22 protein-coding genes are annotated in these 25,548 nt (G+C 68.0%); 10 read left to right on the forward strand and 12 right to left on the reverse strand.

Annotated elements, in window-relative coordinates; genetic code table 11:
• The first annotated feature begins 53 nt into the window (after positions 1–53).
• The gene (locus AC4D2O_RS06330) at positions 54–1,559 is read left to right on the forward strand and encodes a GntP family permease (protein ID WP_490905966.1); all 1,506 of its coding nucleotides are present in this window, start codon (positions 54–56) and stop codon (positions 1,557–1,559) included.
• A gap of 361 nt (positions 1,560–1,920) precedes the next feature.
• Here AC4D2O_RS06330 and AC4D2O_RS06335 read toward each other — a convergent pair whose 3' ends face one another.
• The 4 genes from AC4D2O_RS06335 to AC4D2O_RS06350 form a co-directional block, all read right to left on the reverse strand.
• The gene (locus AC4D2O_RS06335; protein WP_490906486.1) at positions 1,921–2,787 is read right to left on the reverse strand and encodes a PDDEXK nuclease domain-containing protein; all 867 of its coding nucleotides are present in this window, start codon (positions 2,785–2,787) and stop codon (positions 1,921–1,923) included.
• Between the two features lie 471 nt (positions 2,788–3,258).
• A complete protein-coding gene (locus AC4D2O_RS06340; protein ID WP_490905967.1) occupies positions 3,259–4,044 on the reverse strand; it encodes an SDR family oxidoreductase in 786 nt (261 codons plus the stop codon).
• A gap of 580 nt (positions 4,045–4,624) precedes the next feature.
• Positions 4,625–5,341 carry an alpha/beta fold hydrolase gene (locus AC4D2O_RS06345; protein ID WP_490905968.1) on the reverse strand — a complete coding sequence of 239 codons (717 nt, stop codon included), beginning with the start codon at positions 5,339–5,341 and terminating at the stop codon, positions 4,625–4,627.
• 118 nt (positions 5,342–5,459) lie between these two features.
• Positions 5,460–5,783 carry an RING finger protein gene (locus tag AC4D2O_RS06350; RefSeq protein WP_490905969.1) on the reverse strand — a complete coding sequence of 108 codons (324 nt, stop codon included), beginning with the start codon at positions 5,781–5,783 and terminating at the stop codon, positions 5,460–5,462.
• Between the two features lie 246 nt (positions 5,784–6,029).
• Between AC4D2O_RS06350 and AC4D2O_RS06355 the strand changes: the two genes are divergently transcribed.
• The gene (locus tag AC4D2O_RS06355) at positions 6,030–6,566 is read left to right on the forward strand and encodes a MarR family winged helix-turn-helix transcriptional regulator (RefSeq protein WP_490905970.1); all 537 of its coding nucleotides are present in this window, start codon (positions 6,030–6,032) and stop codon (positions 6,564–6,566) included.
• 345 nt (positions 6,567–6,911) lie between these two features.
• On the opposite strand, the gene AC4D2O_RS06360 is transcribed toward AC4D2O_RS06355, so the two are convergent.
• Positions 6,912–7,754 (reverse strand): helix-turn-helix transcriptional regulator, encoded by an 843-nt coding sequence (locus AC4D2O_RS06360; protein WP_490905971.1) that lies wholly within the window; start codon positions 7,752–7,754, stop codon positions 6,912–6,914.
• 100 nt (positions 7,755–7,854) lie between these two features.
• Here AC4D2O_RS06360 and AC4D2O_RS06365 point away from each other — a divergent pair, with 100 nt between their 5' ends.
• Together AC4D2O_RS06365 and AC4D2O_RS06370 are read left to right on the forward strand one after the other, a co-directional pair.
• A complete protein-coding gene (locus AC4D2O_RS06365) occupies positions 7,855–8,640 on the forward strand; it encodes an SDR family NAD(P)-dependent oxidoreductase (RefSeq protein WP_490905972.1) in 786 nt (261 codons plus the stop codon).
• A gap of 46 nt (positions 8,641–8,686) precedes the next feature.
• On the forward strand, positions 8,687–9,676 hold the full coding sequence (locus AC4D2O_RS06370) for an SDR family NAD(P)-dependent oxidoreductase (RefSeq protein WP_490905973.1): 990 nt from the start codon (positions 8,687–8,689) through the stop codon (positions 9,674–9,676).
• A gap of 59 nt (positions 9,677–9,735) precedes the next feature.
• Here the strand turns inward: AC4D2O_RS06370 and AC4D2O_RS06375 are convergent, their stop codons facing one another.
• Both AC4D2O_RS06375 and AC4D2O_RS06380 read right to left on the reverse strand, forming a co-directional pair.
• The gene (locus AC4D2O_RS06375; RefSeq protein WP_490905974.1) at positions 9,736–10,089 is read right to left on the reverse strand and encodes an ATP-binding protein; all 354 of its coding nucleotides are present in this window, start codon (positions 10,087–10,089) and stop codon (positions 9,736–9,738) included.
• Complete coding sequence (locus tag AC4D2O_RS06380; RefSeq protein WP_490905975.1) at positions 10,068–10,247, reverse strand: hypothetical protein; 180 nt, start codon at positions 10,245–10,247, stop codon at positions 10,068–10,070. The genes AC4D2O_RS06375 and AC4D2O_RS06380 overlap by 22 nt, the downstream gene beginning before the upstream one ends.
• On the opposite strand from AC4D2O_RS06380, the gene AC4D2O_RS06385 reads away from it, so the two are divergent.
• Positions 10,246–10,383 (forward strand): hypothetical protein, encoded by a 138-nt coding sequence (locus AC4D2O_RS06385; RefSeq protein WP_490905976.1) that lies wholly within the window; start codon positions 10,246–10,248, stop codon positions 10,381–10,383. The genes AC4D2O_RS06380 and AC4D2O_RS06385 overlap by 2 nt on opposite strands.
• A gap of 845 nt (positions 10,384–11,228) precedes the next feature.
• Here AC4D2O_RS06385 and AC4D2O_RS06390 read toward each other — a convergent pair.
• Positions 11,229–13,616 carry an ATP-binding cassette domain-containing protein gene (locus tag AC4D2O_RS06390; protein WP_490905977.1) on the reverse strand — a complete coding sequence of 796 codons (2,388 nt, stop codon included), beginning with the start codon at positions 13,614–13,616 and terminating at the stop codon, positions 11,229–11,231.
• Positions 13,617–13,781: 165 nt separating this feature from the next.
• Here AC4D2O_RS06390 and AC4D2O_RS06395 point away from each other — a divergent pair, with 165 nt between their 5' ends.
• Positions 13,782–14,438, forward strand: coding sequence for a peptide deformylase (locus tag AC4D2O_RS06395; RefSeq protein WP_490905978.1), 657 nt, complete (start codon positions 13,782–13,784; stop codon positions 14,436–14,438).
• 25 nt (positions 14,439–14,463) lie between these two features.
• Here the strand turns inward: AC4D2O_RS06395 and AC4D2O_RS06400 are convergent, their stop codons facing one another.
• On the reverse strand, positions 14,464–16,506 hold the full coding sequence (locus tag AC4D2O_RS06400) for a S9 family peptidase (protein ID WP_490905979.1): 2,043 nt from the start codon (positions 16,504–16,506) through the stop codon (positions 14,464–14,466).
• A gap of 69 nt (positions 16,507–16,575) precedes the next feature.
• Here AC4D2O_RS06400 and AC4D2O_RS06405 point away from each other — a divergent pair, with 69 nt between their 5' ends.
• The 4 genes from AC4D2O_RS06405 (at position 16,576) to AC4D2O_RS06420 (ending at position 19,692) form a co-directional block, all read left to right on the forward strand.
• Positions 16,576–17,415 carry a putative RNA methyltransferase gene (locus tag AC4D2O_RS06405; RefSeq protein ID WP_490905980.1) on the forward strand — a complete coding sequence of 280 codons (840 nt, stop codon included), beginning with the start codon at positions 16,576–16,578 and terminating at the stop codon, positions 17,413–17,415.
• A gap of 165 nt (positions 17,416–17,580) precedes the next feature.
• Positions 17,581–18,063 (forward strand): NfeD family protein, encoded by a 483-nt coding sequence (locus AC4D2O_RS06410; protein WP_490905981.1) that lies wholly within the window; start codon positions 17,581–17,583, stop codon positions 18,061–18,063.
• 71 nt (positions 18,064–18,134) lie between these two features.
• Positions 18,135–19,067, forward strand: a complete 933-nt coding sequence (locus AC4D2O_RS06415; RefSeq protein ID WP_490905982.1) for an SPFH domain-containing protein — start codon at positions 18,135–18,137, stop codon at positions 19,065–19,067.
• 277 nt (positions 19,068–19,344) lie between these two features.
• Positions 19,345–19,692 carry an RNA polymerase-binding protein RbpA gene (locus AC4D2O_RS06420; protein WP_104051092.1) on the forward strand — a complete coding sequence of 116 codons (348 nt, stop codon included), beginning with the start codon at positions 19,345–19,347 and terminating at the stop codon, positions 19,690–19,692.
• A 125-nt stretch (positions 19,693–19,817) separates the two neighbouring features.
• Here the strand turns inward: AC4D2O_RS06420 and AC4D2O_RS06425 are convergent, their stop codons facing one another.
• The 3 genes from AC4D2O_RS06425 to AC4D2O_RS06435 form a co-directional block, all read right to left on the reverse strand.
• Positions 19,818–20,543, reverse strand: a complete 726-nt coding sequence (locus AC4D2O_RS06425; RefSeq protein ID WP_490905983.1) for a polyprenol monophosphomannose synthase — start codon at positions 20,541–20,543, stop codon at positions 19,818–19,820.
• A gap of 462 nt (positions 20,544–21,005) precedes the next feature.
• Entirely contained in the window at positions 21,006–22,643 is a 1,638-nt protein-coding gene (locus AC4D2O_RS06430; protein ID WP_490905984.1) for an amidohydrolase, read from the reverse strand.
• A 46-nt stretch (positions 22,644–22,689) separates the two neighbouring features.
• Positions 22,690–25,512 (reverse strand): DEAD/DEAH box helicase, encoded by a 2,823-nt coding sequence (locus tag AC4D2O_RS06435; RefSeq protein WP_490905985.1) that lies wholly within the window; start codon positions 25,510–25,512, stop codon positions 22,690–22,692.
• Between the last annotated feature and the right edge of the window lie 36 nt (positions 25,513–25,548).

Consider the following 25,548-nt stretch of genomic DNA (forward strand, 5'->3'; position numbering starts at 1 on the left):
CGTGCTACCCCTGAGATGGCAACGAGGCCTACTTAGTGACCGAGGAGCAGTACGTGGATATTCGACTTCTTCTGGCGCTCGTCCTGGGCATCGCCACCATCATCGTGCTGGTGCTGAGGACCCGGCTCGATGCCTTCGTCGCCCTCCTGATTGCCGCGCTCGTCACCGGCATCGTTGCCGGCCAGGCGCCGCTGGACATCGTCACGGCGATCACGACGGGCTTCGGCAACACTCTGGCCTCGATCGGCATCGTGATCGGCCTGGGGGTCGGCATCGGCAAGATCCTCGAGGTGTCGGGTGCCGCCAACTCGCTGGCGATGGCCTTCCTCAAACTCTTCGGCAAAGGACGTGAGCCCTGGGCGCTCGGCAGTGTGGGCGCGCTGGTGTCCATCCCGGTGTTCTGCGACTCCGGCTACGTCATCATGAATCCGCTGGCCCGTTCGATCGCCCGGGTCAAGCGCGCCGGCTATATCACCCTTGCACTGGCACTCGGGTGCGGCATGACGCTGACCCATCATCTGGTACCACCGACCCCCGGCCCGCTGGCCGTCGCCGGTATCCTCGGAGCGGATCTCGGAGCATTGATCCTCGCGGGTCTCGTGTTCACGGTCCTGCTGCTGCCGATCGTCGTCGTCTACGCTAAGTGGATCGGCCCGAAGATCGAGCCATCCATGAACGAGAGCGTGCGCGAGGTCGTCTACGGCACGGCTCAGGCCCAGTCCGGGCACCGGGGCGGTACCGCTGTCGTGGACCGTGACGGCCCCGCCGGGACCGGCGCCGTCGACGGCGCCGATCATGATGCTCCCTCGATGGACGTCGACAACAGCACCCTCGGCACCCCGCCGGAGGGCGCCGCACCGCACCGGGTCGGCGCCTTCGTAGCATCACTGCCGCTGCTGGTTCCGTTACTCCTGATCATCCTCAACACGGTCAGCGGCGCGATCGACCAGAACAACCAGGGCGTCGTCGGTACGGGGGAGTACGTCCCGTCGTCATGGGCCGTTCCTCTGGCCTTCGTCGGCAACCCCGTCGTCGCGCTGGTCATCGGCGTCATCCTGGCCGTCTACATCCTGCTGCCGCGCTGGACCCCGCGTTCGAAGGTGCAGGGCTGGTTCGCCGAGGCCGCGGCGTCCGCCGGCCTGATCCTCCTCATCACCGGCGCCGGTGGCGCCCTCGGTCAGGTGCTGCGGAGCTCAGGCGTGGGCGATGCCCTTGCTGAGGCCATAGCCGGCACCTCCTTGCCGGCGTTCCTCGTGCCGTTCCTCATCGCCACACTGGTGCGCCTTGCCCAAGGCTCCGGAACGGTCGCCATGATCACCGCCGCATCGGTGACCGCGCCGCTGGTCGGCTCACTCGGCATCGATCCGATCGTCGCGGCGATGGCCTGTACCGCTGGATCCATGGTATTCAGCTACTTCAACGACTCCTACTTCTGGGTTGTGACCCGCTTCGCCGGACTCGACGGCGTCGCAGCCCTCAAGGGCTGGTCGGGCATCACGACGGCGGTGTGGGCCGGTTCGATCCCGCTCCTGTTCATCGCCAACGCGGTTCTCGGCTGAGTGACGAAGGCCCACTGACGTCCAGGGCGGTCCATCGGTCCCGCTTGTCCACGGCTTCCACCTCGACTTTCCACCTCGGCGAGATATCTCCGTCGAGGCGCGGGGACCGTCCTCGGCGTCAGGTTCGTCTCCGAACGCGGCTCCGATACGCAGAAGTTCGGTTTCGTTGTAGGCGGGGCCGACCTGACGGTTCGGGCAATGCCGAGAAGGGGTGCTCGTCAAAGCAAGTTGACATAATGTAGATTATCGGCGAGTTGGTGTGGTCTCGAAGAGAGGGCGTTTGCAGCCCCTGAACCGTCGCCCGATACGTCATTTCTTCCTTGATGACGGAGTTGATCGGCAGGATCGAAGGTCTCAGCTGTCAACCGCGTTTGGTTGTCTCGTGCTCGAGTGCAGCGGTGATGGTGGCCGGTGACGGCAAGGTGGCTTGTTCATCGGCGGGAAGTGCGTCGTAGGTGTAGGAAGTCACGGCCAGGGGTTGGGTGGATCCCTTGAGGGCGTAGCGTACGACGCGTTCGGTCTTCGAGCCGCATATGAGGATCCCGACGGTGGGTGCTTGTCGTGGGAGGCGCAGGGTGTCGTTGACGGCTGCGACGTAGAAGTTGAGTTGTCCCAGGTTCTCCGGTTTGAACTTGCCTGCTTTGAGTTCGACGACCACGTACCGGTCGGAGGGAACGTGGTAGAGCAGCAGATCGATGTAGAAGTCGTCCCCGTCGATGTTCAGGTGGTGTTGCCGGCCGACGAAGGCGAAGCCGGGACCGAACTCCGCCAGGGTCTGTGCCATCCGGCGGGTCATGGCCTCCTCGATGGCGTGTTCCTGGGCCTCCTCGGTCAGGCCCAGGAAGTCGAGCACCAGGGGCTCCTTCGCGGCTTCCCGAGCCAGATCCGTACCGACACCGGGCAGCCGTGCCTCGAGGTCATTCGGTGCCGCGCCGGCCCGGGCGTAGAGGTTAGTGAGGATCTGATGTTCAAGGACGGCCTCGGACCAGCCGTGCTGGGCGGCGCGCGAGGCGTACCAAGTGCGGAGGTCGTGGTCGTCGACCTTGTTCAGGAGGATGACGGCGCTGAAAGCCCGCATGTTGTACAGGTTCGTCCGGGAGAAGCCCCTCATGTGGGGGAACTCTGACTTCAAGTCCTTTGCCAGCCGGTCGAGGACCCTACTCCCCCAGGGTTCGTCGGCCTGCCTGTCCAGAATGGACCGCCCGATGTTCCAGTACAGCTCGATCATTGCGGTGTTCACGACGCGCTGCGCAATGCTGGGCTTCCCGCACCAGCGCCGTCAGGGCTGTGAGGGTGGCGGCATAGTCTCCCGGAAGATCCGGCTCGAGCCGGGGCATGAAGCCAACCTCGTTGGGCTCGCCACTGTTCATTCCGCGTCAACGAGAGCAGGATCCCCTGATAGCACCTCACCTTTGGTGCCACCAAGGGATTGCGGCGCAGGAGGTCCGCACTTCTGCGTATCCGTGCTCGAACCGCTGAGGGCTTGTTCCAGATACGGGTAAGTCGACTTGTACTGATGGAGGACTATCACTTCCGGGCTCTCGGAATTCGGGACTGCGGAAGTCTGGAAGTTCGGATGGTCGAGTCGACCGAGCGGTGGAAGAACGGCGTCTTCTTGCTGCTCCGACCCGTTGCGACCGCGATGGCGTCCTGTCTCCGCAGGGTGGGCGCCTGTGGCCCGCTGGTTCCGCTTCTCAAGTTACACGGTGGGGACGGTCCCGCCGTCGATCACGTATTCTGCGCCCACGATCGATGACGCTCGATCGGACACCAGGAAGCCCGTGAGGTCGGCGACTTCCTCGGGGGTTGCGAACCGGCCCAGCGGTACGCCGCCGAGAGAATCGAAAATCTTCTGCTTGGCTTCCTCTCGGCCGATACCGCTTCCCTCGACGATCCGATCAACGAATCGTTCGTACGCTTCGGTCTCGATTCCGCCGGGGCTGATCGCGTTGACTTTCACGCCAAGCGGTGCGACTTCGTTCGCAAGGCCTTTGCTGTAGGTACGCAAGGCCGCCTTCGAAGCCGCATACGCCAGTGATGCTTCGTATTGCGGCATCTGGTTCTGAATGGAGGTGAAGTGGACGACGACGCCGGAGCCGGAGCGAATCATTGCCGGAAGGAGCGCCCGGTCGAGACGGACGGCGCCGAGGAAATTGAGCTGCAGCTCGGTCAGCCACTGCTCCTCGGTGATGACCGCATATCCGCCGGCAGGTGTCGATGCACCACCCACGACGTGAACGAGGATGTCTACTCCGCCTACCTCACTCAGTCGTGCGGCAACTGTTTCCGTCCCGCCGGCAATCGAGGTGTCGGCCTTGATGAAGTGGTCAGGGAATTCATAATTGTCTGGCATTGATCTGGCCGTCACGAAGACATCGGCACCGAGCTCGCGGAGCCTCTCGGCCACCGCTTTGCCCGATCCTTTCGACCCGCCTGTAACAAGTGCTCGACGTCCATCCAGTCGATCGCGATTCACATTCGACATGTCTTCCCCTCTGGAGCCCGTGGCTCCACCAGAAAATCCCTAGAATTCGTGCGTACTGCTGGGCGGTCTTCTTGAGGCGACCGGCCCTGACTATCTCTCGTGAGGCAGCGGACAAGCCCGGCTATCTCTATTCACTGCAGCGACCGGGAGCGGGTATCTTCGCTACTCAACCGGACTGGGACCGGTCCTGCTGGAGCAGCCTAGAATCGTTCAGCGGGCATCAGACCTCGCTGTGGTGATGCGATTGCCGGCCTCGACAAGCCCGTCGCGCATGAGAAGGCTCCGGCCACCTTGCTCGAGGTCGATGTCCCGCGTCTCCGGTGGCCGCTGGTCACGTGCACCTTTTTGAGGATGACCGAGCGACGCCAGCACTGGTAGGAGCCAGTTGCAGGTCCGGGCCCGGCGTTTGCGTCCGTCGTCGCCCTTAAGTCACTTGTGCTTTTGACCCAGTCCGTTCGGCTACCTGAAGCGGAGGACCTGGTGCCGATGTTCATTCCGCCAGATAGGGCCCGAGGAGGGAGCGAATCCTCGCAGCCCCTACCAGGTGTGCAGCCTGACCTGCCTCCCCCACGGCTATTGGTCAGGCTGCGCCTCGTGCGGCTTGTTCGATGGTGTCCGCCACCGCTGCAGGCTGGGTGAAAAAGACGGCATGACTGGCCGTGACCTCGGTGATCGTCGCGTTCGCGCGTGCGGCCATGCGCTGCAGCATGGCCTGATCGAAGGCGCGGTCTTCGGTCGCTATGACAGCCCAGGTGGGCTTCTGCCGCCATGCCGCGTTCGTTACCGGGGACGCGAAGACCGCCATGTTGATCGGTACCTGCGAGTCCCGGAGGAAAGCGGCGTCAGCGTCGCTGGTGTCATGAGCGAAACCCGCCTTGAACTTGTCCCGGTTTACGTAGCCGTACCCATCACCACCGACGTCGATGACGAAGTCGGGGGTCTCAGCGAAGCCTTCGTACTGCTGCGCGGTCGTCTCCCCCGCATCCGGTATTAGCGCCGAGACATAGACCAGGCCGGCAACATTCGGATGCACCCCGGCTTCGGTGATGACGGTGCCTCCCCACGAATGACCGACGAGGATCGACGGACCGCCTTGCTGGTCCAGCATACGGCGGGTAGCCGCTACGTCATCCTCGAGCGACGTCAACGGATTCTGCACGATCGATACCTTGTATCCGCGCGCAGTGAGGTCGTCATACACCCCCCGCCACCCGGCGCCGTCAGCGAACGCTCCGTGCACCAGCACGATGTTCGAGATGTTCGCTTCTGCCTCGGTCGCTGAGCCTTTATCACCCATGATTCTCATCCTTTCGTCATGACTTCTCTGTGTACAAAGAACTGATTCGGCACTCACAGTGCCTCTGGGCGCTCTCCTCTGTGCGGGAGCGGATCAGCTGCTCCCGCCGTTGCGCCAACTAGACCGGGCCGATCACCAGGCTGGTAATGACGTCGTTCTCCTCAGTGAAGTCGAAGGCGAAGGTCAAGGGTCCTCCAGGGAACTCGCCGTTGACCGATCCAACCAGTCGGCCTCCCCGGAATGAGATCGGAGTGATGACGATCATGGGATCGATCTGGTGAACCTTGATCCACTCGCGAATCGCGGTTTCGGTGTCGTAGGTGGTTCCATCGTCAACAACGGCCGCTCCCAGGGCGAAGACGTCGAAAAGCGCCTCGGCATCATGGGCGTTAGTGGTTGCCACGAACATGTGAACAGCTTTGGGAAGGGCGATCTCAGCCATCTTCTATCTCTCCTTCTTCGAGGGTGAACGCGACACACGCCCACCGAGTTCGGTGAGGGTCTAGACCGGTTGAAAGGCTGCGACATGGTGCCGCACAGCCTGAGCATCCTCACCAGGGATACGGATGCAGCCGCGTGCATCGCTCTACCTGGTGGATCAACTGGGAATAACACTAGCAAGTACTGTCCTGCAGGACAATACTTTCGGGATTGTTTCGCCCCGGAACGGTGACGTTAGAGTGCTGGAATGACTGAGACCAATGAGGACCACGAGAAGGAGCGACACCGGCCCCTCGTCGCCGGCGACTTCCCCTACCAGTCGAAACTCCTTGCGAATCTCAGTGCGCTGATCCTGCTGTGGGACTCCCCTGCCCTACAGGGACAGATACTCGCAAGAAGTGGCGAGTCGTTGGATCAGCCCTCGCACCAAACGCTTCGGCTCCTTCTGGCCTGGGAGTCGATGCGACCGACCGCCCTCGCGGACGAGCTCGGCGTCGGCGCATCGTACGTCAGCAAGATCGTGCGTCGTCTGGAAGCTGATGGGCTCGTTGAGCGGACCCCGGACCAGTCCGATCGCCGGGCGAACCTGATCCGCCTGACCGAAGCAGGAGTGGAAGCCGCACGTGGCGTCTACGCTTTGGGAGACCGGATGATCGCCGAAGTGCTCGATGACTGGTCACCTTCAGATGTCCGCCGCTATACCGAACTGACGGAACGCTTCGTCAATGACGCAATCAGATCGGCCGCGCAGATGCGCAAAAGAGGCCTACGACCTGCTGAGTGAGGCTAGGGGTGGATCAATGGTGGGCGCCTCTCTATCTGCAATCGGACGAGGTTTAAGCGCATGCAATGGGGACTTGACGGCCTCTAGCAGTCCACCGATTGGAACAATGCCGGCGCCAAGTACGAAATGGCCCCTTCCGCGACCAGCAGGAGTACCCGGATAGGGGTGGCACACAGCGAAGCCGAAGGCGCTTGTCAACCAGAGCGCATGACCGCTCCAAAGACGAGGAACCCAGCACCCACCGCACCTGCTCCCCACCGTTCCCGGCTGCCTGACAGTACGCTAGGTTATCGGCGATCAGGTGGCTTCTCGAGAAGGGGTCTGCAGCGCACGAGTTCTGGCGCATCAACGGCAAGCTGCCCGTTCTGTCCCCCAGCTGGCCAGGAACGGCATTTTTCGTGCTGTCTCGGATTCAGGTTGCGTCGTGTAGACGACAAGCACCTGGTTCTCCGATCGTGGAGACGTGACCGTCTCGATGGCGAAGGACAGTTCCCCGACGACGGGGTGCATGATCCGTTTGTCCGCCGAGGCATAGTCCTGCACCTCGTGGTCTTCCCACCACCGGTCCGCATCCGCGTCGCGCGACCGTAACTCATCGATCAGGGTGATCAGTCGTTGGTCGTCGGGGTGGCGGCCGAGTTCGCCGCGGAGAGCGGCGATCGACGTCGCGGCGAAATGCTCCCAGTTCACGATGCGTTCACGAGCAATCGGGTCGAAGAACATGAACCGAGCCAAGGATGTGGGCGGCCGGAGGCCCTCGAGGGCGGCGGTAAGGAGCGCGTTGGTGGCCAGTACCTCCCCACGGCGACCCAGGACCAAGGCCGGCACATCGTCCAGTGCCGTCATGAGCCGCAGGAGGCCCTGGTCGGCCTGCTGCGCACCGGGCGACGCGACGCGCGATCTGGTGGAAGGGTTCGCCAGGGCGAGGAGGTGCTTTCGTTCCACGTCGTTCAGGCGCAGCGCGTGTGCCAGCGCGTCGAGCACGCTCACGGAGACATTCGCCTGTCGCCCCTGTTCGAGCCGGCTGTAGTAGTCAGGACTGACCCCGGCCAGCACCGCGAGTTCTTCCTTGCGCAGACCGGGCACGCGGCGCGGCCCCGGGAAGGGCCGCATGCCGGCGGCTGCGGGGGTCAGGGCGTCGCGACGAGAGCGCAGGAATGCTCCGAGTTGTGTGCGATCAGCGGCCATCTCCTCACTGTAGATCCCCTGGACTCTCCGAACATGGCCCTGCCATGCCCCGGTTGACCAGGATCTGGCTGAAGAAAACGGCCCGATCTACAACTGACTCATGACAACGAACACCACACCCATCAGCACCATCCGCCTCGACGGGCGGACTGCTCTCGTCACTGGTTCCACCAGCGGTATCGGAGCTGCCATCGCCTCCGCCCTGGCCGCGGCAGGGGCTCATGTCGTGGTGAGTGGACGTGACCAGGCCCGCGGGCTGGAGGTCACGGCCCGTATCAGGAAAGGCGGCGGCCACGCCGAGTTCCTCACCGTCGACCTGTCAGGCAGCTGCACCGGGATCCGTCAATTCGCCGCGGACGCCACAGCCTTGCTGGGAGGGCACATCGACATCCTCGTTAACAACGCCGGAATCTACCCCGCAACGGCAACCGCTGACCTCAGCGACCAGGACCTCGACGCAATGCTCGCGGTCAACATCCGGGCACCTCACGTCCTCGCCGCTTCCATCCTTCCCGCCATGGCCGACACCGGTGGCGGCATTGTCGTCAACATCGGTTCCTGGATGGCATCGGTCGGCAATCCCTTCGCCGCCCTGTACACGGCGACCAAGGCCGCCATGGAGCAGCTGACCAGGTCCTGGGCCGCTGAATTCGGCCCGAGAGGCGTGCGTGTCAACACGGTCTCACCAGGCGTGACGCTCACGCCCGGCAACGAATCCGCCCGCACCGTCCTGGACGCGATGACCGCCACGACCCCCGCAGGCGTTGTCGTGCAACCCGAGGACATCGCGCAGGGCGTACTGTTCCTGGCGTCGGACACGTCCCGGATGATCCACGGAAGCATCCTCGCCATCGACGGCGGGATCTCTTCGGTCCGGCCGGCCTGACCCCGACCATGCCATGCGCTGCAACCTGAAGGACGAGGCACCTGCCGTGACCCATATCGAATCCCCCTTCGATGCGACGAGCACCGCGGAAGAGGTGGTCGAGGGCATCGACCTCACCGGCAGGCGGGCGATCGTCACCGGCGCCTCCTCCGGCATCGGCATCGAGACCGCCCGGGCCCTGGCCCGCGCCGGTGCGGAGGTGACCCTCGCCGTGCGCGACCTGGACGCCGGGCACCGCGCCGCCGCCGACATCATCCGCACGGATCACCATGCTCACGTGCGAGTCCGGGCACTCGACCTCGCCGACATCACCTCCGTACACCGCTTCGCGGATGCCTGGTCAGGGCCCCTCCACCTCCTCGTCAACAACGCGGGGATCATGATGACGCCTGAGCTGCGTACAGGAGCCGGCTGGGAGCTGCAGTTCGCGACGAACCACCTCGGACATTTCGCACTCACCTGCAAGCTGCACCACGCGCTGGTCGCCGCAGGCGGAGCGAGGATCGTGTCCCTGAGTTCCAGCGGCCATGGCATGTCCGACATCGTCCACGACGACCTGTTCTTCGACCGCCGCCCCTATGACGCAGGCAAGGCCTACGGTCAGTCCAAGACCGCCAACGCGCTCTTCGCCGTCGGAGCAACACGGCGGTGGGCTGGTGAGGGCATCACCGCGAACGCCGTGATGCCCGGCGGAATCTGGACGAACCTGCAACGCCACTGGACCCCGGACACCCTCGCTGCAGTCAGGGAGCAGGCCGCTGCCGCAGGCCTCGCCGTGAAAACTCCCGAGCAGGGCGCCGCAACATCCGTATTCGCCGCAACCTCTCCCCTGCTCGACGGCATCGGAGGTAGGTATCTGGAGGACTGCGCCGAAGCTGCCGTCGTACCGGAGATTGTCGACGGCATGCACGGAGTCCGCGCCTACGCTCTGGACCCTTCCAACGCCACCCGGCTATGGGAGGTCTCGCTCGAACTGCTCCATGGTTACGCAGCTGCCCCACCGCGATATCGTTCGGCTGGGTCGACGCGACCGTAGCCCATCTGCACGGTCCGAGTGGCACCTGACGCCACGGCTCGGAACCCGCAGCGTGCGGCTCAGGACCCTCTGGCGGGCAGCAGCTGACGGGTCCGCGTGGCGCCGGGCGCCGGGACGCCAGTACCGATCCCGTCGGCGACGCCGATGGTGGGTGCGGTGGCACCGAACGTGGCGGTGACTGAGGTCCCGACCCCCGGGGCCAACCGGACGTCGAGTGTGCCGCCGACCTGACGGATGGTGTTCCTGAGGATCCTGAGACCGAGGTGGCACTCGGCGCGGGTCGCCCCCGGGTCGAAGCCGACACCGTCATCGGTGATGCAGATCTCGCTCAGTCGCCCGGTGTGCCGGATCCGGACGACGACGGAGCGTGCCGAGGAATGCTTGCCGACGTTCACGAGGGCTTCGCGCGCCACCCGGAACAGCAGTGCCTCCCGGTCGCGGTCCAGGACGAGATCCCGGGGACCTCCATGGCCAGGCCTATCCCGCGCTCGACGAGGGGCGCCCCGAGGCGCATGAGCGACGCCTTCAGCCCGAGCTCGTCGAGATCGGGGGGATGGAGCTCGGTGGTCATGGCTCTGGATCACCTCGTCGTGGAGTTCGCCGGCGATCCTGCGGCGCTCCTGGTCGGACGACTCGATCGCGCATCGCAGCAACGCCGTGCGGTCCGCCTGGTGAACCTGGATCCGCCGTGCCAGGCGGACCGCTGAAACCAGTTGCGTCGGCTGAAGTGCCGCCAGGAAGAGCAGCATGGGTGGGATCACGCCCATCAGGACCGTTCGCTGCTCTCGTCGGACCCCCTCGCCGGAGGAGTAGGACTCGAGGATCACCGGAGCTCCGCTCTGCGACGCGGAAAGGACGTGGACCTCCAGACTTCACCGGAACCCGCCTCGTAGTCGTCCTCCTCCGTGGTCCGGGATTCGAGAGCGACTGTGGCCGGCCCGCCCGCGAGGAGTCGTCGGACCCGCTGATCCTGCTCGGCCTCCAGTGCGATGAGCGACTCAGCGTCCGATTGGACCAGGCGGCCGTGTCCGCCGGCGGCTGGGTGACGTCCCGCGCATTGGTCAGTGCATGGCGCTTCGCCTCCGCCCAGACCCAGAGGACGATGGGAAGGGCCACCAGGACCGGAGCCGCGAAGCCGGCCGTGAGGAACCGTCCAACTGCCGCCTTCACCTCGTGTCGTTCCACGGGAGCACAGATGATCTCGGTGCCCTGCGTGCGCTCCCCCGCGTCAGATCCGCACATCGGGTTCTGCCCGGTCGCTGTCCCGCAGGTCGCGCACGGACGAGGCACTGCGGCGCCACCTCGAGCACGAGGACCAGCGCGGTCCACGCCCGTTCGTCGAGGGGATCATCCTGCGCCGCAGCACCTGCGAGCGCGATCACCAGACCTGCCTCCTCCACGGACAGTGCCGCTTCAGCGGCCAGGACGCAGACCCGGCCGACGGGCGCTGCATGTGCTGCTCGTTCCTCCTCGGCCCACGCGGGCACCGACGCCCCGGTACCGGGTCGGCTGCGCGGGACGCAGTGTCCGGCAACCGCTCCACCGAAAGCCCTCAGGCGCCGACGTACTCGGCCAGGTGCCGGCCCGTGAGAGTCGACCGTGCGGCGACGAGGTCAGCGGGCGTTCCCTCGAAGATGACCTTGCCGCCGTCGTGCCCCGCGCCGGGTCCGATGTCGATGATCCAGTCAGCATGCGCCATCACGGCCTGGTGGTGCTCGATGACGAGCACCGACTTGCCGGCGTCGACCAGGCGGTCCAGCAGGCCGAGCAGATTCTCGACGTCGGCCAGGTGCAGGCCCGCCGTGGGTTCGTCGAGGACCAGGATGCCGCCCTTCTCCCCCATGTGGGTGGCGAGCTTGAGGCGCTGGCGCTCGCCGCCGGACAGTGTGGTCAGGGGCTGACCGACGCTCAGATACCCGAGCCCCACGTCGGACAGCCGGCTGAGGATGGCGTGGGCGGCGGGCACCTTGCCCTCGCCGACCCGGAAGAACTCGGTGGCCTCGCTGACGGGCATCGCCAGGACCTCGCTGATGTCCTTACCGCCGAGCTTGTACTCCAGCACCTCGGCCATGAACCGCTTGCCGCCGCAGACCTCGCAGGTCGTGGCGACGCCGGCCATCATGGCGAGGTCCGTGAAGATGACGCCGGCGCCGTTGCAGGTAGGGCAGGCGCCCTCGGAGTTCGCGCTGAACAGGGCCGGCTTGACACCGTTGGCCTTCGCGAATGCTTTCCTGATGGGCTCGAGCATGCCGGTGTACGTAGCGGGGTTGCTGCGGCGCGAGCCCTTGATGGCGGTCTGGTCCACTGCCACCACGCCCTCGCGGGGAGATACCGACCCGTGGATCAGGGTGCTCTTGCCCGATCCGGCCACACCGGTGATCACGCACAGCACGCCGAGCGGGATGTCGACGTCGACGTCCCGCACGTTGTGCGACGTCGCTCCCCTGATCTCCAGCTCGCCACGGCGCCCGCGCACCGTGGCCTTCAGGGCCGCCCGGTCGTCGAGGTGCCGGCCGGTGAGCGTGCCGCTGCGCCGCAGTCCATCGACGGACCCTTCGAAGCACACAGTGCCCCCCGCGGTCCCGGCCCCCGGGCCGAGGTCCACCACGTGGTCGGCGATCGCGATCATCTCGGGTTTGTGCTCGACCACGAGGACGGTGTTCCCCTTGTCGCGCAGGCGCAGCAGCAGGTCGTTCATGCGCTGGATGTCGTGCGGGTGGAGCCCGATCGTCGGTTCGTCGAACACGTAGGTGATGTCCGTCAGCGACGATCCGAGGTGCCGGATCATCTTGGTCCGCTGGGACTCGCCCCCGGACAGCGTGCCCGAGGGGCGGTCGAGGCTGAGGTAGCCGAGCCCGATCTCCACGAACGAGTCGAGCGTCTCCCCCAGCGCGGTCAGCAGCGGTGCCACGGACGGTTCGGCGAGCCCGCGGACCCAGGCCGCGAGGTCGCTGATCTGCAGGGCGCACGCGTCGGCGATGCTGACGCCGTCGATCTTCGAGGACCTGGCCGCCTCGCTGAGGCGCGTCCCGTCGCATTCCGGACACGTGGTGAAGGTGACGGCCCGGTCCACGAAAGCGCGGATGTGCGGCTGCATCGCCTCACGGTCCTTGGAGAGCATCGACTTCTGGATCTTGGGGATCAGGCCCTCGTAGGTGATGTTGATGCCGTCGACCTTGATCTTCGTCGGCTCCTTGTAGAGCAGGTCCTGCAGCTCCCGCTTCGTGAAGGCCCGGATGGGCTTGTCCGCGTCGAAGAACCCGGTGGCGCTGTAGATGCGCCCGTACCAGCCATCCATGCTGTACCCCGGGATGGTGAGCGCTCCCTCGTTCAGCGACTTCGCCTCGTCGTAGAGCTGCGTGAGGTCCATGTCGGTGACGGACCCCATGCCCTCGCACCGCGGGCACATGCCGCCGGTCACCGTGAAGCTGCGGCGTTCCTTGACCGTGGTCCCCCCACGCTCGATCGTGACGGCACCCGCTCCGCTGATCGACGCCACGTTGAACGAGAAGGCCTGCGGGGATCCGATCTGCGGCTGGCCGAGACGCGAGAACACGATCCTCAGCATCGCGTTGACGTCCGTCGCCGTGCCGACGGTGGACCGCGGATTGGCGCCCATGCGCTCCTGATCGACGATGATCGCGGTGGTCAGACCCTCGAGGACGTCCACCTCGGGGCGGGCGAGGGTCGGCATGAAGCCCTGCACGAAGGCACTGTACGTCTCGTTGATCATGCGCTGCGACTCGGCGGCGATGGTGTCGAAGACGAGCGAGCTCTTACCGGACCCCGAGACGCCCGTGAACACCGAGAGCCGCCGTTTCGGGATGTCGATCGTGATGTCCCTCAGGTTGTTCTCCCGCGCGCCCCGGACCCTGATGAGGTCATGGCTGTCCGCGGCATGCGCCTGTCCCTGCTCGGCGTCCGTCGTGGCCGTGCTCATCGTGCCTCCATCCTCCGGCCTCCCGCCCTCGCGAGCGGCCGGTGTGCGTACGGGATACCGCCGCGGGACCGGCCGCGGGCAGCACGTCTGATTCTCCGTCGTCGCCCGGCAGGCGGCAATGGGGCGCGCACCCGTTCCTGTCCGCGATTGTGCTTTGCTGGAGGGATGACTGCAGCTGCTCCAGCCGACGATGTCCCCCCGATGCTCCCCTCCGGGGCCCTCGTGGAGCGGGTCGAGGCCGTGCTGGCCCAGGACCTGCCCGCGGTAGTCCGCGCGGGGCACCCGGTTCTGCGTCGACCGGCCCAGGACTTCGACGGCCAGCTCGACGACGGGACGCTGGGTCGGCTGATCTCCACGATGCGGCGCGTGATGCACGAGGCGCCGGGCGTGGGCCTCGCCGCACCGCAGATAGGCATCCCGCTGAGGATCGCCGTGCTCGAGGACCGCGGTGTCCAGGACCCGGCCGTCGCCGACGCCCGCGGCCGCACTCCGCTGCCGTTCACCGTGCTCATCAACCCCCGTTACGAGGCCGCGGACGGCACCCTGGCGGCATTCTACGAGGGCTGCCTCTCCGTGCCCGGCTACCAGGCCGTCGTCGAGCGCCACGCCCGCATCACGGCCACCTACACGCAGCCCGGCGGCATCACCGTCACCACCGGGTTCGAGGGCTGGCCCGCCCGGATCGTGCAGCACGAGACCGACCACCTGAACGGGCAGCTGTACCTGGACCGGGCCGTCCTGCGGTCCCTCACGGCCGACTCCGAGCACCACCGGTGGGCGCAACCGACCGTCGACGCCGCACGGCAGGGTCTCGGCTTCTGACCCCGCCGCGCGGCGACCGGATCCGCTACTGCGCGGGAGAGTGCGCGGGATTCGCTTCCGTGGGCAGGTAGCGTGCCCACCACCGCAGGATGTGCTCGAAGCGCTGCCTGCGGTGCCACGGTGACCCCGACCTCGACAGCTCGTGGGTCTCGCCCGGGAACACGAGCAGCTCCGCCTCGACCCCCTGCTTCTTCAAGGCCGTGTAGTACCGCTGGGCCTGCTCGATGGGACACCGCAGGTCCTCCTCCGAGTGGATGACGAACGCCGGCGTCCGCACCTGCCCGATCTTCGCGAACGGGTTCTGCTCCGCCACCCTCGCCGGGTCCGTCCCGGTGTACTGCTCGGAGAAGAACCAGCCGATGTCCGAGGAGCCCACGAACGACGGCGGGTCCAGGTAGCCGCGCTCGACGATCGCGGCCTCGAAGCGGTGGTCGTGGGCGATCGTCCAGGCCGTCAGGTAGCCACCGTAGGAGCCGCCCATGACCCCGAGCCGCTCGTCGTCCATGACGTCGTACTCGGCGAGCGCGCCGTCGAGGAACGCGAGGACGTCGTCGAGGTCCACCGTACCCATCGCCTCCTTGATGACGCGGCCGTGTGCCTGCCCGTAGCCGGCGGCGCCGCGTGGGTTGCACAGCAGCACCGCGTAGCCCGCGGCGGCGTACACCTGGGCCTCGTCGAAGTAGCCCCACCCGTACTGGGCGAAGGGCCCGCCATGGATGACGAGCAGCACCGGGTGCGGACCCTCGCCCTCGGGCAGGACGACCCACCCGTGCACGGGCGTCCCGTCGGGCGCAGGGTAGGTGCGCTCCTGCGGCTCCGCCACGCGTGTGTCGTCGCGGAGGGCGGCCGAGAAGTCCGAGACACGACGCAACTCGCCGCTTTCGACGACCGCGGCGTCGCCGGAGGTGGTCGGGTCGGTGTAGGACACGACGACGCCGCCCCCGGCTGCCGAGGCTCCCGTCACCACGGTGGGCCCGGTGACGAGGGTCTCGCTCTCCCCTGCGGCCGAGACTCGGAGGAGTTCACCCATGCCGCGCGAGCGGTTGACGACGAGCACGGAGGCGGGCCCGTCCGCGACGATCTCCTGGACATCGCCGACGTCCACGGTCTCGGGGTCGGTGAGTCGCCGCACGTCCTGCGGGTCCCCGATCGGCAGGACGTGGAGGGCCGTGTTGCGGGCCACGAAGTCCAGGCCCGAGGGCGAGAGATCCGATGCCAGGAAGAACAGCCACGCGCCGTCGGTGCTCGGCCGAGGTGCGCTGCACCCGAGGCGCGTGTCGCCGCCGAGGTTCGTCAGCGTGCGGTGTTCGCCGCCGTCGAGCGCGATCGAATGGAGGTCGGACACGAGGGTGGAGTCCGCGTCCTGCGCGAGCGCGGCCGTGAAGAGGATGCGCTGCCCGTCGGGGGAGAACACCGGCTCGAGGTGGTCGGCGTCCGCCGTCGTCAGCTGCGTCGCGGGTGGCACCGCTCCCTGCTCCTCGAGCGCGCCCGGGCCGTCCGCGTGCTCCTGCTTCATCCGGCCGACGGCGGCGATGTACGGCTCTGCATCGAGGCTGGGCACCGGGACGCTGAACAGCTGGGAGCGCTTGTCCGTCGTGTAGCCGAGGCCGTTCATCCGGTACTTGTACCCGGTGATCAGGCGCGGATCCTCCAGTGCGCTGCTCACGCCGTCGACGGTGCCGTAGCGCCCGTGCTCGGGTACGCGTGCCGCGAAGACGATGGTCGTCGCGTCCGGGGAGATGTCGAAGTGCGCGACGCCGAGGGGCTGGTCGGTGAGCTGCACGGGTTCGCCGCCCGAGGCGCGCACGGCGAACAGCTGCGGCTTGCCGCCCGGCGCCGTCCGGAGGAAGACGAGCAGCGCGCCGTCGCGCGAGTACCGGGGCGCCGTGTCGCGGAAGCCGCGAGTCAGCCGGCGTCGCTCGCCGTCGAGCGTGATCTCCCACAGCTGGCCCACATAGCTGTCGGCGCGGAGGTCGGGCCGGGTCGCGGCGACCACCAGGCGGGAGCCGTCCGGATGGAGCGTCGGTGTGCCGGTGGTGGTCAGGAGTTCGATCTGGTCTGGTTTCACCCTCCCGATCAGACCCGAAACAGTGGCCTGAGTCAACGGTGCAGGGCGTCCTCTCCCTAGGATGGGACGGTGTCCGCCCTCCCCCATCACCTCCTCGTCTGCTCCGTCTGCTCCTCCGCGCTCGAGGAGGGGGACCGGTCGCTGGCGTGTGCGCTCGGGCACCGCTTCGACGCCGCCCGCCAGGGCTACTTCAACCTGCTCACCGGCAAGGGGTCGCCCTTCGAGAGCGACACGGCCGAGATGGTCGACGCGCGGGAGCAGTTCCTCGGGTCGGGCGCCTACGCCCCGCTGCGCCGGGCGGTGGTTCGGTCCATCCTCGGCCATACGGCGGACCCCGCCGTGGCCCTGGACGCCGGCGCGGGCACGGGCTACTACCTGGAAGGGCTCGTGGCCGAGACGCCCGCGTGCTATCCCGTGGCGCTCGACCTCTCGAAGATCGCCCTGCGGCGTGCCGCCCGCAGGCTGCCCGGTGGGATCAGCCTGGTCTGGGACATCTGGCGGCGGCTCCCGCTCGCCGACGGGTCGGTCGACGTGCTCCTGAACGTGTTCGCGCCGCGCAACCCCGGCGAGTTCGTGCGCGTCCTCGCGCCGGGCGGGTGCCTCGTCGTCGTCACTCCGCGGCCCGGACACCTCGCCGGGCTGGAGGCGGTGGGTCCGCTGCTGTCCGTGCCGGCACACAAGGCCGACGATGTCCTCGCATCCTTCGAGGGAGCGCTGGTGGAGACCGGGCGGGAGGATCTGGACTACTCCCTGTCCCTTCCGCGGGACCTCGCCCGCTCCGCCCTGGTCATGGGACCCGCGGCGCGGCACGCACGGGCAGAGGACGTGGCGGAGGACGTGGAGGTGGCCGGCGCTGCCCCGCTGGAGGTCGCGGCACGCTTCACCGTCCAGGTCCTGACCCGCCCCTGACCACTGTCAGGCAAGGAGCCGCCAGGTTCGGAGCCGCCAGGCGCGGACGGCACGGAAGGGTAACAACTCGCGGGTATGCGGCCCGGCACCTAGGTATTGTCGGACCCCTTTGCCAGAATGGGACCGACGGCCGCTTCCTGCGGCACGCAGACGAGGGGATGCCCGATGGAGTGGTTGCTCGACAACGGCTGGATCCTGTGGCTGGTCCTGTTCCTGGGGCTCGCGGCAGTGGAGACCCTGACCCTCGACCTGCTCTTCCTGATGCTCTCGGTCGGCGCCCTGGCGGCACTGGTCGCCACGTTCGTCGGAGCGGGGTTGGTGCTGCAGGTCGTCGTGTTCGCCGTCGTCTCGCTGCTCATGATCCTGCTCGTCCGGCCGGTGGCCGTGCAGCACCTGCGCAAGGGTCCACGGGACCAGCTCGACAACATCGACCGCCTCGTCGGCGCGTCGGCCCTCGCCCTGGAGCCGGTCACGGCCAACTCCGGAACCGTGAAGATCGGCGGTGACACCTGGACGGCGCGCTCGTCGGACGGCGCCGCGCTGCCCGCCGGCACCCGCCTGTCCGTCGCGAGGATCGACGGCGCCACCGCCGTCGTCGAGCCCGCCGGCCCCGACACCGACCGCGCCGCGCCGATTGCCGGCGACTAGCGCCGACCGTCCCGCTTCCCGCTCCCCGACCGACCCCGGCCGGAGGGCAACCACCACAACAAAGGGGATTCATGAACGGCTCCGCCGGAACGATCGGACTCGCAGTAGCCCTGATCGCCCTCATCATCTTCGTCCTCGTCGTCCTCGTGAAGTCCGTGCGGATCATCCCGCAGGCCCGCGCGGGAGTCGTCGAGCGGCTCGGCAAGTACCAGCGGACCCTGAACCCGGGGCTGACGATCCTGATCCCGTTCGTGGACCGGCTGCTGCCGCTCCTCGACCTCCGCGAGCAGGTGGTCTCCTTCCCGCCCCAGCCCGTCATCACCGAGGACAACCTCGTGGTGTCCATCGACACCGTGGTCTACTTTCAGGTCACCGACCCCCGGGCGGCGACCTACGAGATCGCCAACTACATACAGGCCGTCGAACAGCTGACCACGACAACCCTCCGTAACGTGGTGGGCGGGTTGAACCTCGAGGAGGCGCTCACCTCCCGTGACCAGATCAACGGACAGCTCCGCGGAGTGCTCGACGATGCCACGGGCCGCTGGGGTATTCGGGTAGGTCGCGTGGAGCTCAAGGCGATCGATCCGCCCCACTCCATCCAGGATTCGATGGAGAAGCAGATGCGTGCCGAGCGTGATCGCCGCGCCGCGATCCTGACGGCGGAAGGAACCAAGCAGTCGCAGATCCTCACGGCGGAGGGCCAGCGCCAGGCCGCCATCCTTGCTGCAGAGGGTGACGCGAAGGCTGCGATCCTCCGTGCAGATGGTGAGGCGCAGGCCATCCACAAGGTGTTCGACGCCATCCACAAGGGCAACCCGACGCAGAAGCTGCTCGCCTACCAGTACCTGCAGACCCTGCCCAAACTCGCTGACGGCTCGGCGAACAAGCTCTGGATCATCCCGAGCGAGGTCGGCGAGGCGCTGAAGGGCATCGGCAACGTCCTCGGCACCACCACGCCGGATTCGCCGTCGGACGGGCCGGAGATGGTGTCGCGGTCCTGAGCCGCGCCTGCCGGACCACGATGGGCCGCCACCGCTCCGGTGGCGGCCCATCGCCGTCCGCGGCCCCTCGCGGAGCCCAGTGGGCGGCCCTGTATACTTAGGTGTTTACCCCTCCGCCCGCGGGAACATCCCTGCGGCGGACGGTGTTATACCGACAGCTTCCCTTCCGTCCCTTCGGCGGGAGAGGCACCGGGCGTTTCGGCGGCACGGCCCGCCCAGATTTCCGGTGAACACCAGCGGCAACGGCCCCACGGGCCATGGGAATGAGGAGATCATCATGAGCGATCGCAGCCTGCGCGGCATGCGCCTCGGAGCGCAGTCGATGGAGACGGAATCCGGCGTCGAGCCCGCTCCCCGGCAGCGGGTCGAGTATCGGTGCGAGGACGGCGAGCGGGTCTTCGTGACCTTCTCCTCCGAAGCGGAGATCCCGGCGACCTGGGTCTCCAAGACCGGCAAGGAAGCTCTCCTCGTCGACGGGGAGAAGCCCGACACCTCGAACGACAAGCCCGTCCGCACCCACTGGGACATGCTGCTCGAGCGCCGCTCCGTCGAGGAACTGGAGCAGATCCTCCAGGACCGCCTGACGATCTTGCGCGAGCGTCGCGGGGAGCGCCGCTCCGCCTGACCTTCAGGCGCATCACGGATACGACGAAGGCACCCGCCGGACGGCGGGTGCCTTCGTCGTTGGTGCGGTGCCGGGGTGGGGCCGGCTGCCGGCTGCCGTGGTGTGTCGGCGTCTGCCGGTGTCTGCTAGGCGCGGCCGGTGAGCTTCTTCCAGCGGGCGCCCAGGCCCCAGCGCGTGACATTCGCGATCGCCTCGAGCACGATGTTCCCGCTCATCTTCGAGTCCCCGAGCTCGCGCTCCACGAACGTGATGGGCACCTCCACGATGGTCAGGCCCAGCCGGGCGACCCGGAAGGTCATATCCACCTGGAAGCCGTAGCCCACCGACTCGACCGCGGACAGATCCAGGGCCTCGAGGGTGGAGCGCCGGAACGCCCGGAACCCGGCGGTGATATCACGGACCGGCAGACCCAGCATCAGCCGCGAGTAGGTGCTGCCGGCCCGCGAAAGGAGCTTGCGGTGCGCCGGCCAGTTCACCACGCTGCCGCCGCTCACCCAGCGGCTGCCGATCACCAGATCCGCCCGGTCCACGGCATCCAGCAGGCCCTGCAACTGTTCGGGCCTGTGCGAGCCGTCCGCGTCCATCTCCACCAGGACGTCGTAGTCGCGCTCCAACGCCCACCGGAACCCCGCGATGTACGCCGCTCCCAGACCCTCCTTGCCGGTGCGGTGCAGCACGTGCACCTGCGCGTCGGCGGCCGCGGCACGATCGGCGAGATCACCGGTACCGTCGGGGCTGTTGTCATCGACGATCAGGACATCCGAGGCCGGCACGGCCGCGCGTAGCCGGGCCAGGGTCCGCGGCAGGGACTCGACCTCGTTGTAGGTGGGGATGATCGTGATGACTCGCACGCAGCTGGGGCCTTTCCATCAGAGGGTGCGCATCGCGCAGGGACCGCCCCGCACACAACGGAGCCAGTGTCCAAGCATAGGCGACCGCCCCCGCCCTCCACGGCAGGCCCACGCCGGACGGGCGACGGAGGGGCGGCGGACGGGCGGGCAGATCCACGCACCTTCGTACCGGCGTCGGCACGGATGGCGGCGCCGTTTTCTAACGACACGTGGACCTGCCCTTGAGTGCCAGCTCTGCCTAGATGGGCAACACGCGCCATTCAGAAGGCCGATGCATTGCGCTCAGGAGACCAGCCAGGTGCCCTCCCGTGGGAGGTCATCCAACCCGTAACGCAAAAGCTTACGTGCTGTGGAGTGAGAGTCAACGGGCGTCTGACCTGCGACGACGTCTTCCATCGCAGGTCAGGACGGCGTGGGAAGACATCTGGGCCGTCCTCCGATGACCGCATCCCGCGTCCCGCGCTAGGCCGTGGCGAAGCCTTCGGCGGCGTAGAGGCGCCGCCCGTCGTGGACGGTCTCGAGGCAGAGCGGGGCGTTCTCGGTGTCCAGGGCGGGCAGCAGCGGTGTTCCGGCGCGCGGATCGGTGCTCCAGGGCTGCACCCGGTTGTCCGGGGTCTGCACCATCAGCTCGTCGACCTTCCACACAGCGAAGGACGCAGGGGTCCCGGGCGCGAGCTGGCCCATCATTGGGCTGCGGCCGGAAAGGCGCCAGCTCGCCCGCGTGTGGGCGATGAACGCGGCCCGGGCGGAGATGTTCTCCGCCGGGTTGCTGTGCTGCAGGCACGCGCGGACGGACGCCCAGGGGTCGAGGGGGGTCACGGGGCTGTCGGAGCCGAGCGCCACGAGGACGCCCGCGGAGAGCAGGGAGGCGAAGCGGTTCATGCCGGCGCTGCGCTCCCCCAGTCGCTGCCCGTAGAGGCCGTCCTCGACCCCCCACAGGGCGTCGAACGCCGGTTGACCGCTCACGGCGACGCCGTAGTGCACCAGCGCCGCGATGGCGGCGTCGTCGGCGAGTTCCACGTGTTCCAGCCGGTGCCGCGCCCGGCGGACCTCCTCCACGCCGAGCTCACGGGCGGCCACGTCGAGACCCTGCAGGACGACGTCGAGCCCGGCGTCCCCGATCACGTGGAAGCCGGCCTGGACGGTCTCGGCGGTGGTGGCGAGCAGATGTGCTCCGACCGCGTCCGCGTCGAGATAGAGCGTGCCCCGGTTGCCGGGATCGTCGCTGTAGGGCTCACGGAGGGCGGCGGTGCGAGAGCCGATGGAGCCGTCCACGTTGAGGTCACCGGCGAGGCCCGCGAGGCGGCCCCCGAAGCCCTGCATGAGCTCGCGCACCTCATCACGGGAGGATGTCAGCTGAGCCCAGTACGGGATGACCTCGGGCAGGGGGACGTCGCGGCCGGGACCGTCGAGGGACAGCAGCGTCTCGAGGTCCTCGCGCGGGGCGATGTGCGGCGCGGCCATCTCCGTGACGGCCACGTATCCGCGGCTCGCGGCGTGGAGCAGCGCGGCGCGCTGGTAGGTGCCGCGCTGCTCCGGCGTGAGGCTGCGTGTGGCCTGCCGTGACGCCTCGTGGGCCGCACGGACCACGAACCCGTCGTCCCAGCCATCGAGGGCTGCTAGGCCGAGCGCTGCGGCGAGCGTGCCGGATACCACGGCGGAGTGGATGTCGGCCCGCACGAGGTACACGAGGGCGCCGCCGCCGGCACGGTCCAGCTCCGCGGCCGTGGGGACGCGCTTCTCCGGCCACTGCGACTCGTCCCAGCCGAAACCGAGGACGGTCGCGGACCCGATGGCGGCCGCGGTGGCCACGGCGTCCAGCAGTCCTTCGAGCGATCGGCATCCCGTCAGGTCGATCGAGCCGAGGGCGATGCCCGTCTCGGTGGTGTGCGTGTGCGCGTCCACGAAGCCGGGCGTCACGAGTGCGCCGTCGAGGTCGACGCTGCGCACGTCCGGCCCCTCGAGGTTCGTTGCGGCGTGTTCGGTGCCCACCCAGGCGATCGTGCCGCCATCGACGAGCATGGCGGTGGCGAAAGGATCGGCGGGGCTGTAGACGGAGCCGTTGCGGTAGAGGACGGGTGCGGGGCGGGGGCTGGGCATGGGGGCGCTGGGCGGCTTTCTGTGGTCGGCGGGTCCGGGGCGGGGACTACTCACTGATGTTCGAGTATGCCACCACGCCGCGGCGCACCAGCCTGATGGCCCGCACGCAGGTCTGCTGCAGGTTGCCCGGTAGGTCCGGCACCTTCGCCATCTGATCGAGGAGGTCGATGACCTGCTTGGCCCAGCGCACGAAGTCGCCGGCCGCGAGTTCGGTGCCGCTCAGGGCTGCCTGCAGGGACCGGCCCTGCGCCCACTTGAACATCGGCCAGACGAGCGACAGCTCGGGCTCGCTGGTGACGGGGAGCCGGTGCTGCTCCTCGACGTCGTTGAGCTGGGACCACTGGCGGATGATCGTCTCGACGGAGCCCTCGAGCGAGACGCTCGGCATGACCGGCCGCACGCCCCGCTCCTCGCGCTTCGCCTGGTAGACCAGCACCGTGGTGAGGGCGGCGAGCTCGGCGGCGTCGAGGTCGCTGAACGCGCCCTGCTCGATGCACAGCGCGATCAGGAGGTCCTTCTCACCGTAGATGCGGCGAAGCTTCTGGCCCGATGCGCTGACGGACACCCCGTCATCGGTGTACTCCAGGTACCCGTAGTGGCCGAGGACCTCCGAGACGCGGTCGAAGGTCTTGGCGATCGTGTTCGTGCGGCCGCGGATCTGGCCTGCGAGGTTGTCGGTCTCCCGGCGCAGCTTCCACCACCGCTCGGCCCAGCGGGCGTGCTGCTCCCGCTCGCTGCACCCGTGGCAGGGGTGGGCGCGGAGGCGCCGGCGGAGGTCCGTGATGGCCCGCTCCTCGGCGGCTGCGGACGCGGAGTGGCCGGCCGAGACCCGGTCGGCGCCCCGGCGTGGCGGTCGCTTCTCCTCGAGCGCGTTGCGCAGGGACGAGGTAAGGTCGCGGCGGTCCTTCGGGCTGCGCGCGCTGAAGTGCTTCGGGATGCGGACACGCGAGAGGACCTCCACGGGCCCGTCGAGGTCCTGCACACCGACGCGTCGGATCTGCGTCTCGAGGGTGAGCACCGTGGGCCGCGGTTCCCGGGACGTGTCGCTGTCGAGCACCACGGCGTAGCCCTGGCTCCGCCCGCCCGGGACGTCGATCACGTCGCCCGGACGGAGGGCCTCCAGCGAGGTCTCGGCGGCGGAGCGCAGGGTCCGCGACCGGTCCCGCGACGCCCGCGACTCGAGGTCGGTCAGCTCGCGCCTGAGGTTCGCGTACTCGCGGAAGTCCCCGAGGTGGCAGGTCATGGATTTCTCGTAGCCCTTGAGCGATTCCTCCCGGCTGCGCACCTGCTTGGCGAGCCCGACGACGGACCGGTCAGCCTGGAACTGGGCGAAGGACGTCTCGAGGATCTCGCGTGAGCGCTCCTGCCCGAACTGCGCCATGAGGTTGATGCTCATGTTGTAGGTCGGCCGGAAGCTCGAGTTGAGCGGGTAGGTGCGCCGTGAGGCGAGCCCTGCGACGGCGCCGGGGTCTGTGCCCGGTTGCCACAGGACGACTGCGTGGCCTTCGACGTCGATGCCGCGGCGTCCGGCGCGGCCGGTGAGCTGCGTGTACTCCCCCGCCGTCACGTCCACATGCGCCTCGCCGTTGAACTTGTCGAGCTTCTCGAGCACGACGGTCCGGGCGGGCATGTTCACGCCGAGCGCGAGTGTCTCGGTGGCGAACACGGCCTTCACGAGCCCTGCGGCGAACAGGCGCTCCACGATCTCCTTGAACGTGGGCAGCATCCCGGCGTGGTGCGCCGTGAAGCCGCGGATCAGGCCCTCGCGCCAGGTCCAGAACCCGAGGATCTCGAGGTCGTCGCGCGGGATGTCCAGCGTGGCCTGGTCGATCGTCTCGCTGATCTCGTCGCGTTCGTCCTCCGTGGTCAGCCAGAGCCCGGCGTGCAGGCACTGGGTCACGGCGGCCTCGCACCCGGCCCGGGAGAAGATGAACGTGATGGCGGGCAGCAGGTCCGCGCGGTCCAGGGCGCTGATCACCTGGGGTCGGGTGGCGCGTCGTACCGCGCTCACCTGCGGGGGCCCGCCGCGTCCGTTGCGCTGCCGGCCGCGCCGCCCGCCGCCGCCCCAGTTCGCGCGCTGGTTCAGCCGGATCTCGTTGCTCGCCAGTTCCAGCAGCTCGGGGTTCACGTCGTACTGGTCCCGCGCTCCGCTGCCCGCCCCGGCGGGTGCCGTCTCGTCGAAGGCGACGTCGCCGGCGAAGAGGTCGATGAGGTTCTGCCCGACCATGACGTGCTGCCACAGCGGGACCGGGCGGTGCTCGGACACGACGACGTCCGTGTCCCCGCGGACGGTGTCGAGCCAGGCGCCGAACTCCTCCGCGTTGGACACCGTGGCGCTGAGCGAGACCAGCTTGACCTCGGTGGGCAGGTGGATGATCACTTCCTCCCACACCGCCCCGCGGAACCGGTCGGCAAGGTAGTGCACCTCGTCCATCACCACGTAGCCGAGGTTGTCGAGGGCGTCCGAGTTCGCGTACAGCATGTTCCGCAGGACCTCGGTGGTCATCACGATCACGTCGGCGTCGCCGTTGATGCTCGTGTCGCCCGTGAGCAGCCCCACGCGGTCGGCACCGTGCACCGCCGCCAGTTCCGAGTACTTCTGGTTGCTGAGGGCCTTGATAGGCGTGGTGTAGAAGGCTTTCAGGCCCTGCTGCAGCGCCATGAAGACGGCGAACTCGCCCACCACGGTCTTGCCGGCGCCCGTCGGCGCCGCGACGAGCACTCCCCGGCCCGCCTCGAGGGCCGTGCACGCCTCCTGCTGGAACGGGTCGAGCTCGAAGCCGAGGGTCTGCGCGAACTGGAACAGCTGGGTCCGTGAGCGCTCTGTCCGGGCCTTTGCAGCGGCGTATCTCTCCGCGGGGGTGGTCATTCGTCCACCCTAGACGGTCGGCCCGGAGCGGGCACG

The organism is Arthrobacter sp. TJ-238, assembly GCF_058269215.1.

Excerpts from the sequence above, each read along its gene's own strand:
- AC4D2O_RS06345 (WP_490905968.1), bottom strand. The coding sequence starts at position 5,341 with ATGGGTGATAAAGGCTCAGCGACCGAGGCAGAAGCGAACATCTCGAAC.
- AC4D2O_RS06380 (WP_490905975.1), bottom strand. The coding sequence starts at position 10,247 with ATGACCACCGAGCTCCATCCCCCCGATCTCGACGAGCTCGGGCTGAAG.
- AC4D2O_RS06430 (WP_490905984.1), bottom strand. The coding sequence starts at position 22,643 with ATGCCCAGCCCCCGCCCCGCACCCGTCCTCTACCGCAACGGCTCCGTC.
- AC4D2O_RS06355 (WP_490905970.1), top strand. The coding sequence starts at position 6,030 with ATGACTGAGACCAATGAGGACCACGAGAAGGAGCGACACCGGCCCCTC.
- AC4D2O_RS06435 (WP_490905985.1), bottom strand. The coding sequence starts at position 25,512 with ATGACCACCCCCGCGGAGAGATACGCCGCTGCAAAGGCCCGGACAGAG.
- AC4D2O_RS06390 (WP_490905977.1), bottom strand. The coding sequence starts at position 13,616 with ATGAGCACGGCCACGACGGACGCCGAGCAGGGACAGGCGCATGCCGCG.
- AC4D2O_RS06335 (WP_490906486.1), bottom strand. The coding sequence starts at position 2,787 with ATGATCGAGCTGTACTGGAACATCGGGCGGTCCATTCTGGACAGGCAG.
- AC4D2O_RS06395 (WP_490905978.1), top strand. The coding sequence starts at position 13,782 with ATGACTGCAGCTGCTCCAGCCGACGATGTCCCCCCGATGCTCCCCTCC.
- AC4D2O_RS06410 (WP_490905981.1), top strand. The coding sequence starts at position 17,581 with ATGGAGTGGTTGCTCGACAACGGCTGGATCCTGTGGCTGGTCCTGTTC.
- AC4D2O_RS06385 (WP_490905976.1), top strand. The coding sequence starts at position 10,246 with ATGGCTCTGGATCACCTCGTCGTGGAGTTCGCCGGCGATCCTGCGGCG.
- AC4D2O_RS06415 (WP_490905982.1), top strand. The coding sequence starts at position 18,135 with ATGAACGGCTCCGCCGGAACGATCGGACTCGCAGTAGCCCTGATCGCC.
- AC4D2O_RS06360 (WP_490905971.1), bottom strand. The coding sequence starts at position 7,754 with ATGGCCGCTGATCGCACACAACTCGGAGCATTCCTGCGCTCTCGTCGC.
- AC4D2O_RS06350 (WP_490905969.1), bottom strand. The coding sequence starts at position 5,783 with ATGGCTGAGATCGCCCTTCCCAAAGCTGTTCACATGTTCGTGGCAACC.
- AC4D2O_RS06365 (WP_490905972.1), top strand. The coding sequence starts at position 7,855 with ATGACAACGAACACCACACCCATCAGCACCATCCGCCTCGACGGGCGG.
- AC4D2O_RS06340 (WP_490905967.1), bottom strand. The coding sequence starts at position 4,044 with ATGTCGAATGTGAATCGCGATCGACTGGATGGACGTCGAGCACTTGTT.
- AC4D2O_RS06420 (WP_104051092.1), top strand. The coding sequence starts at position 19,345 with ATGAGCGATCGCAGCCTGCGCGGCATGCGCCTCGGAGCGCAGTCGATG.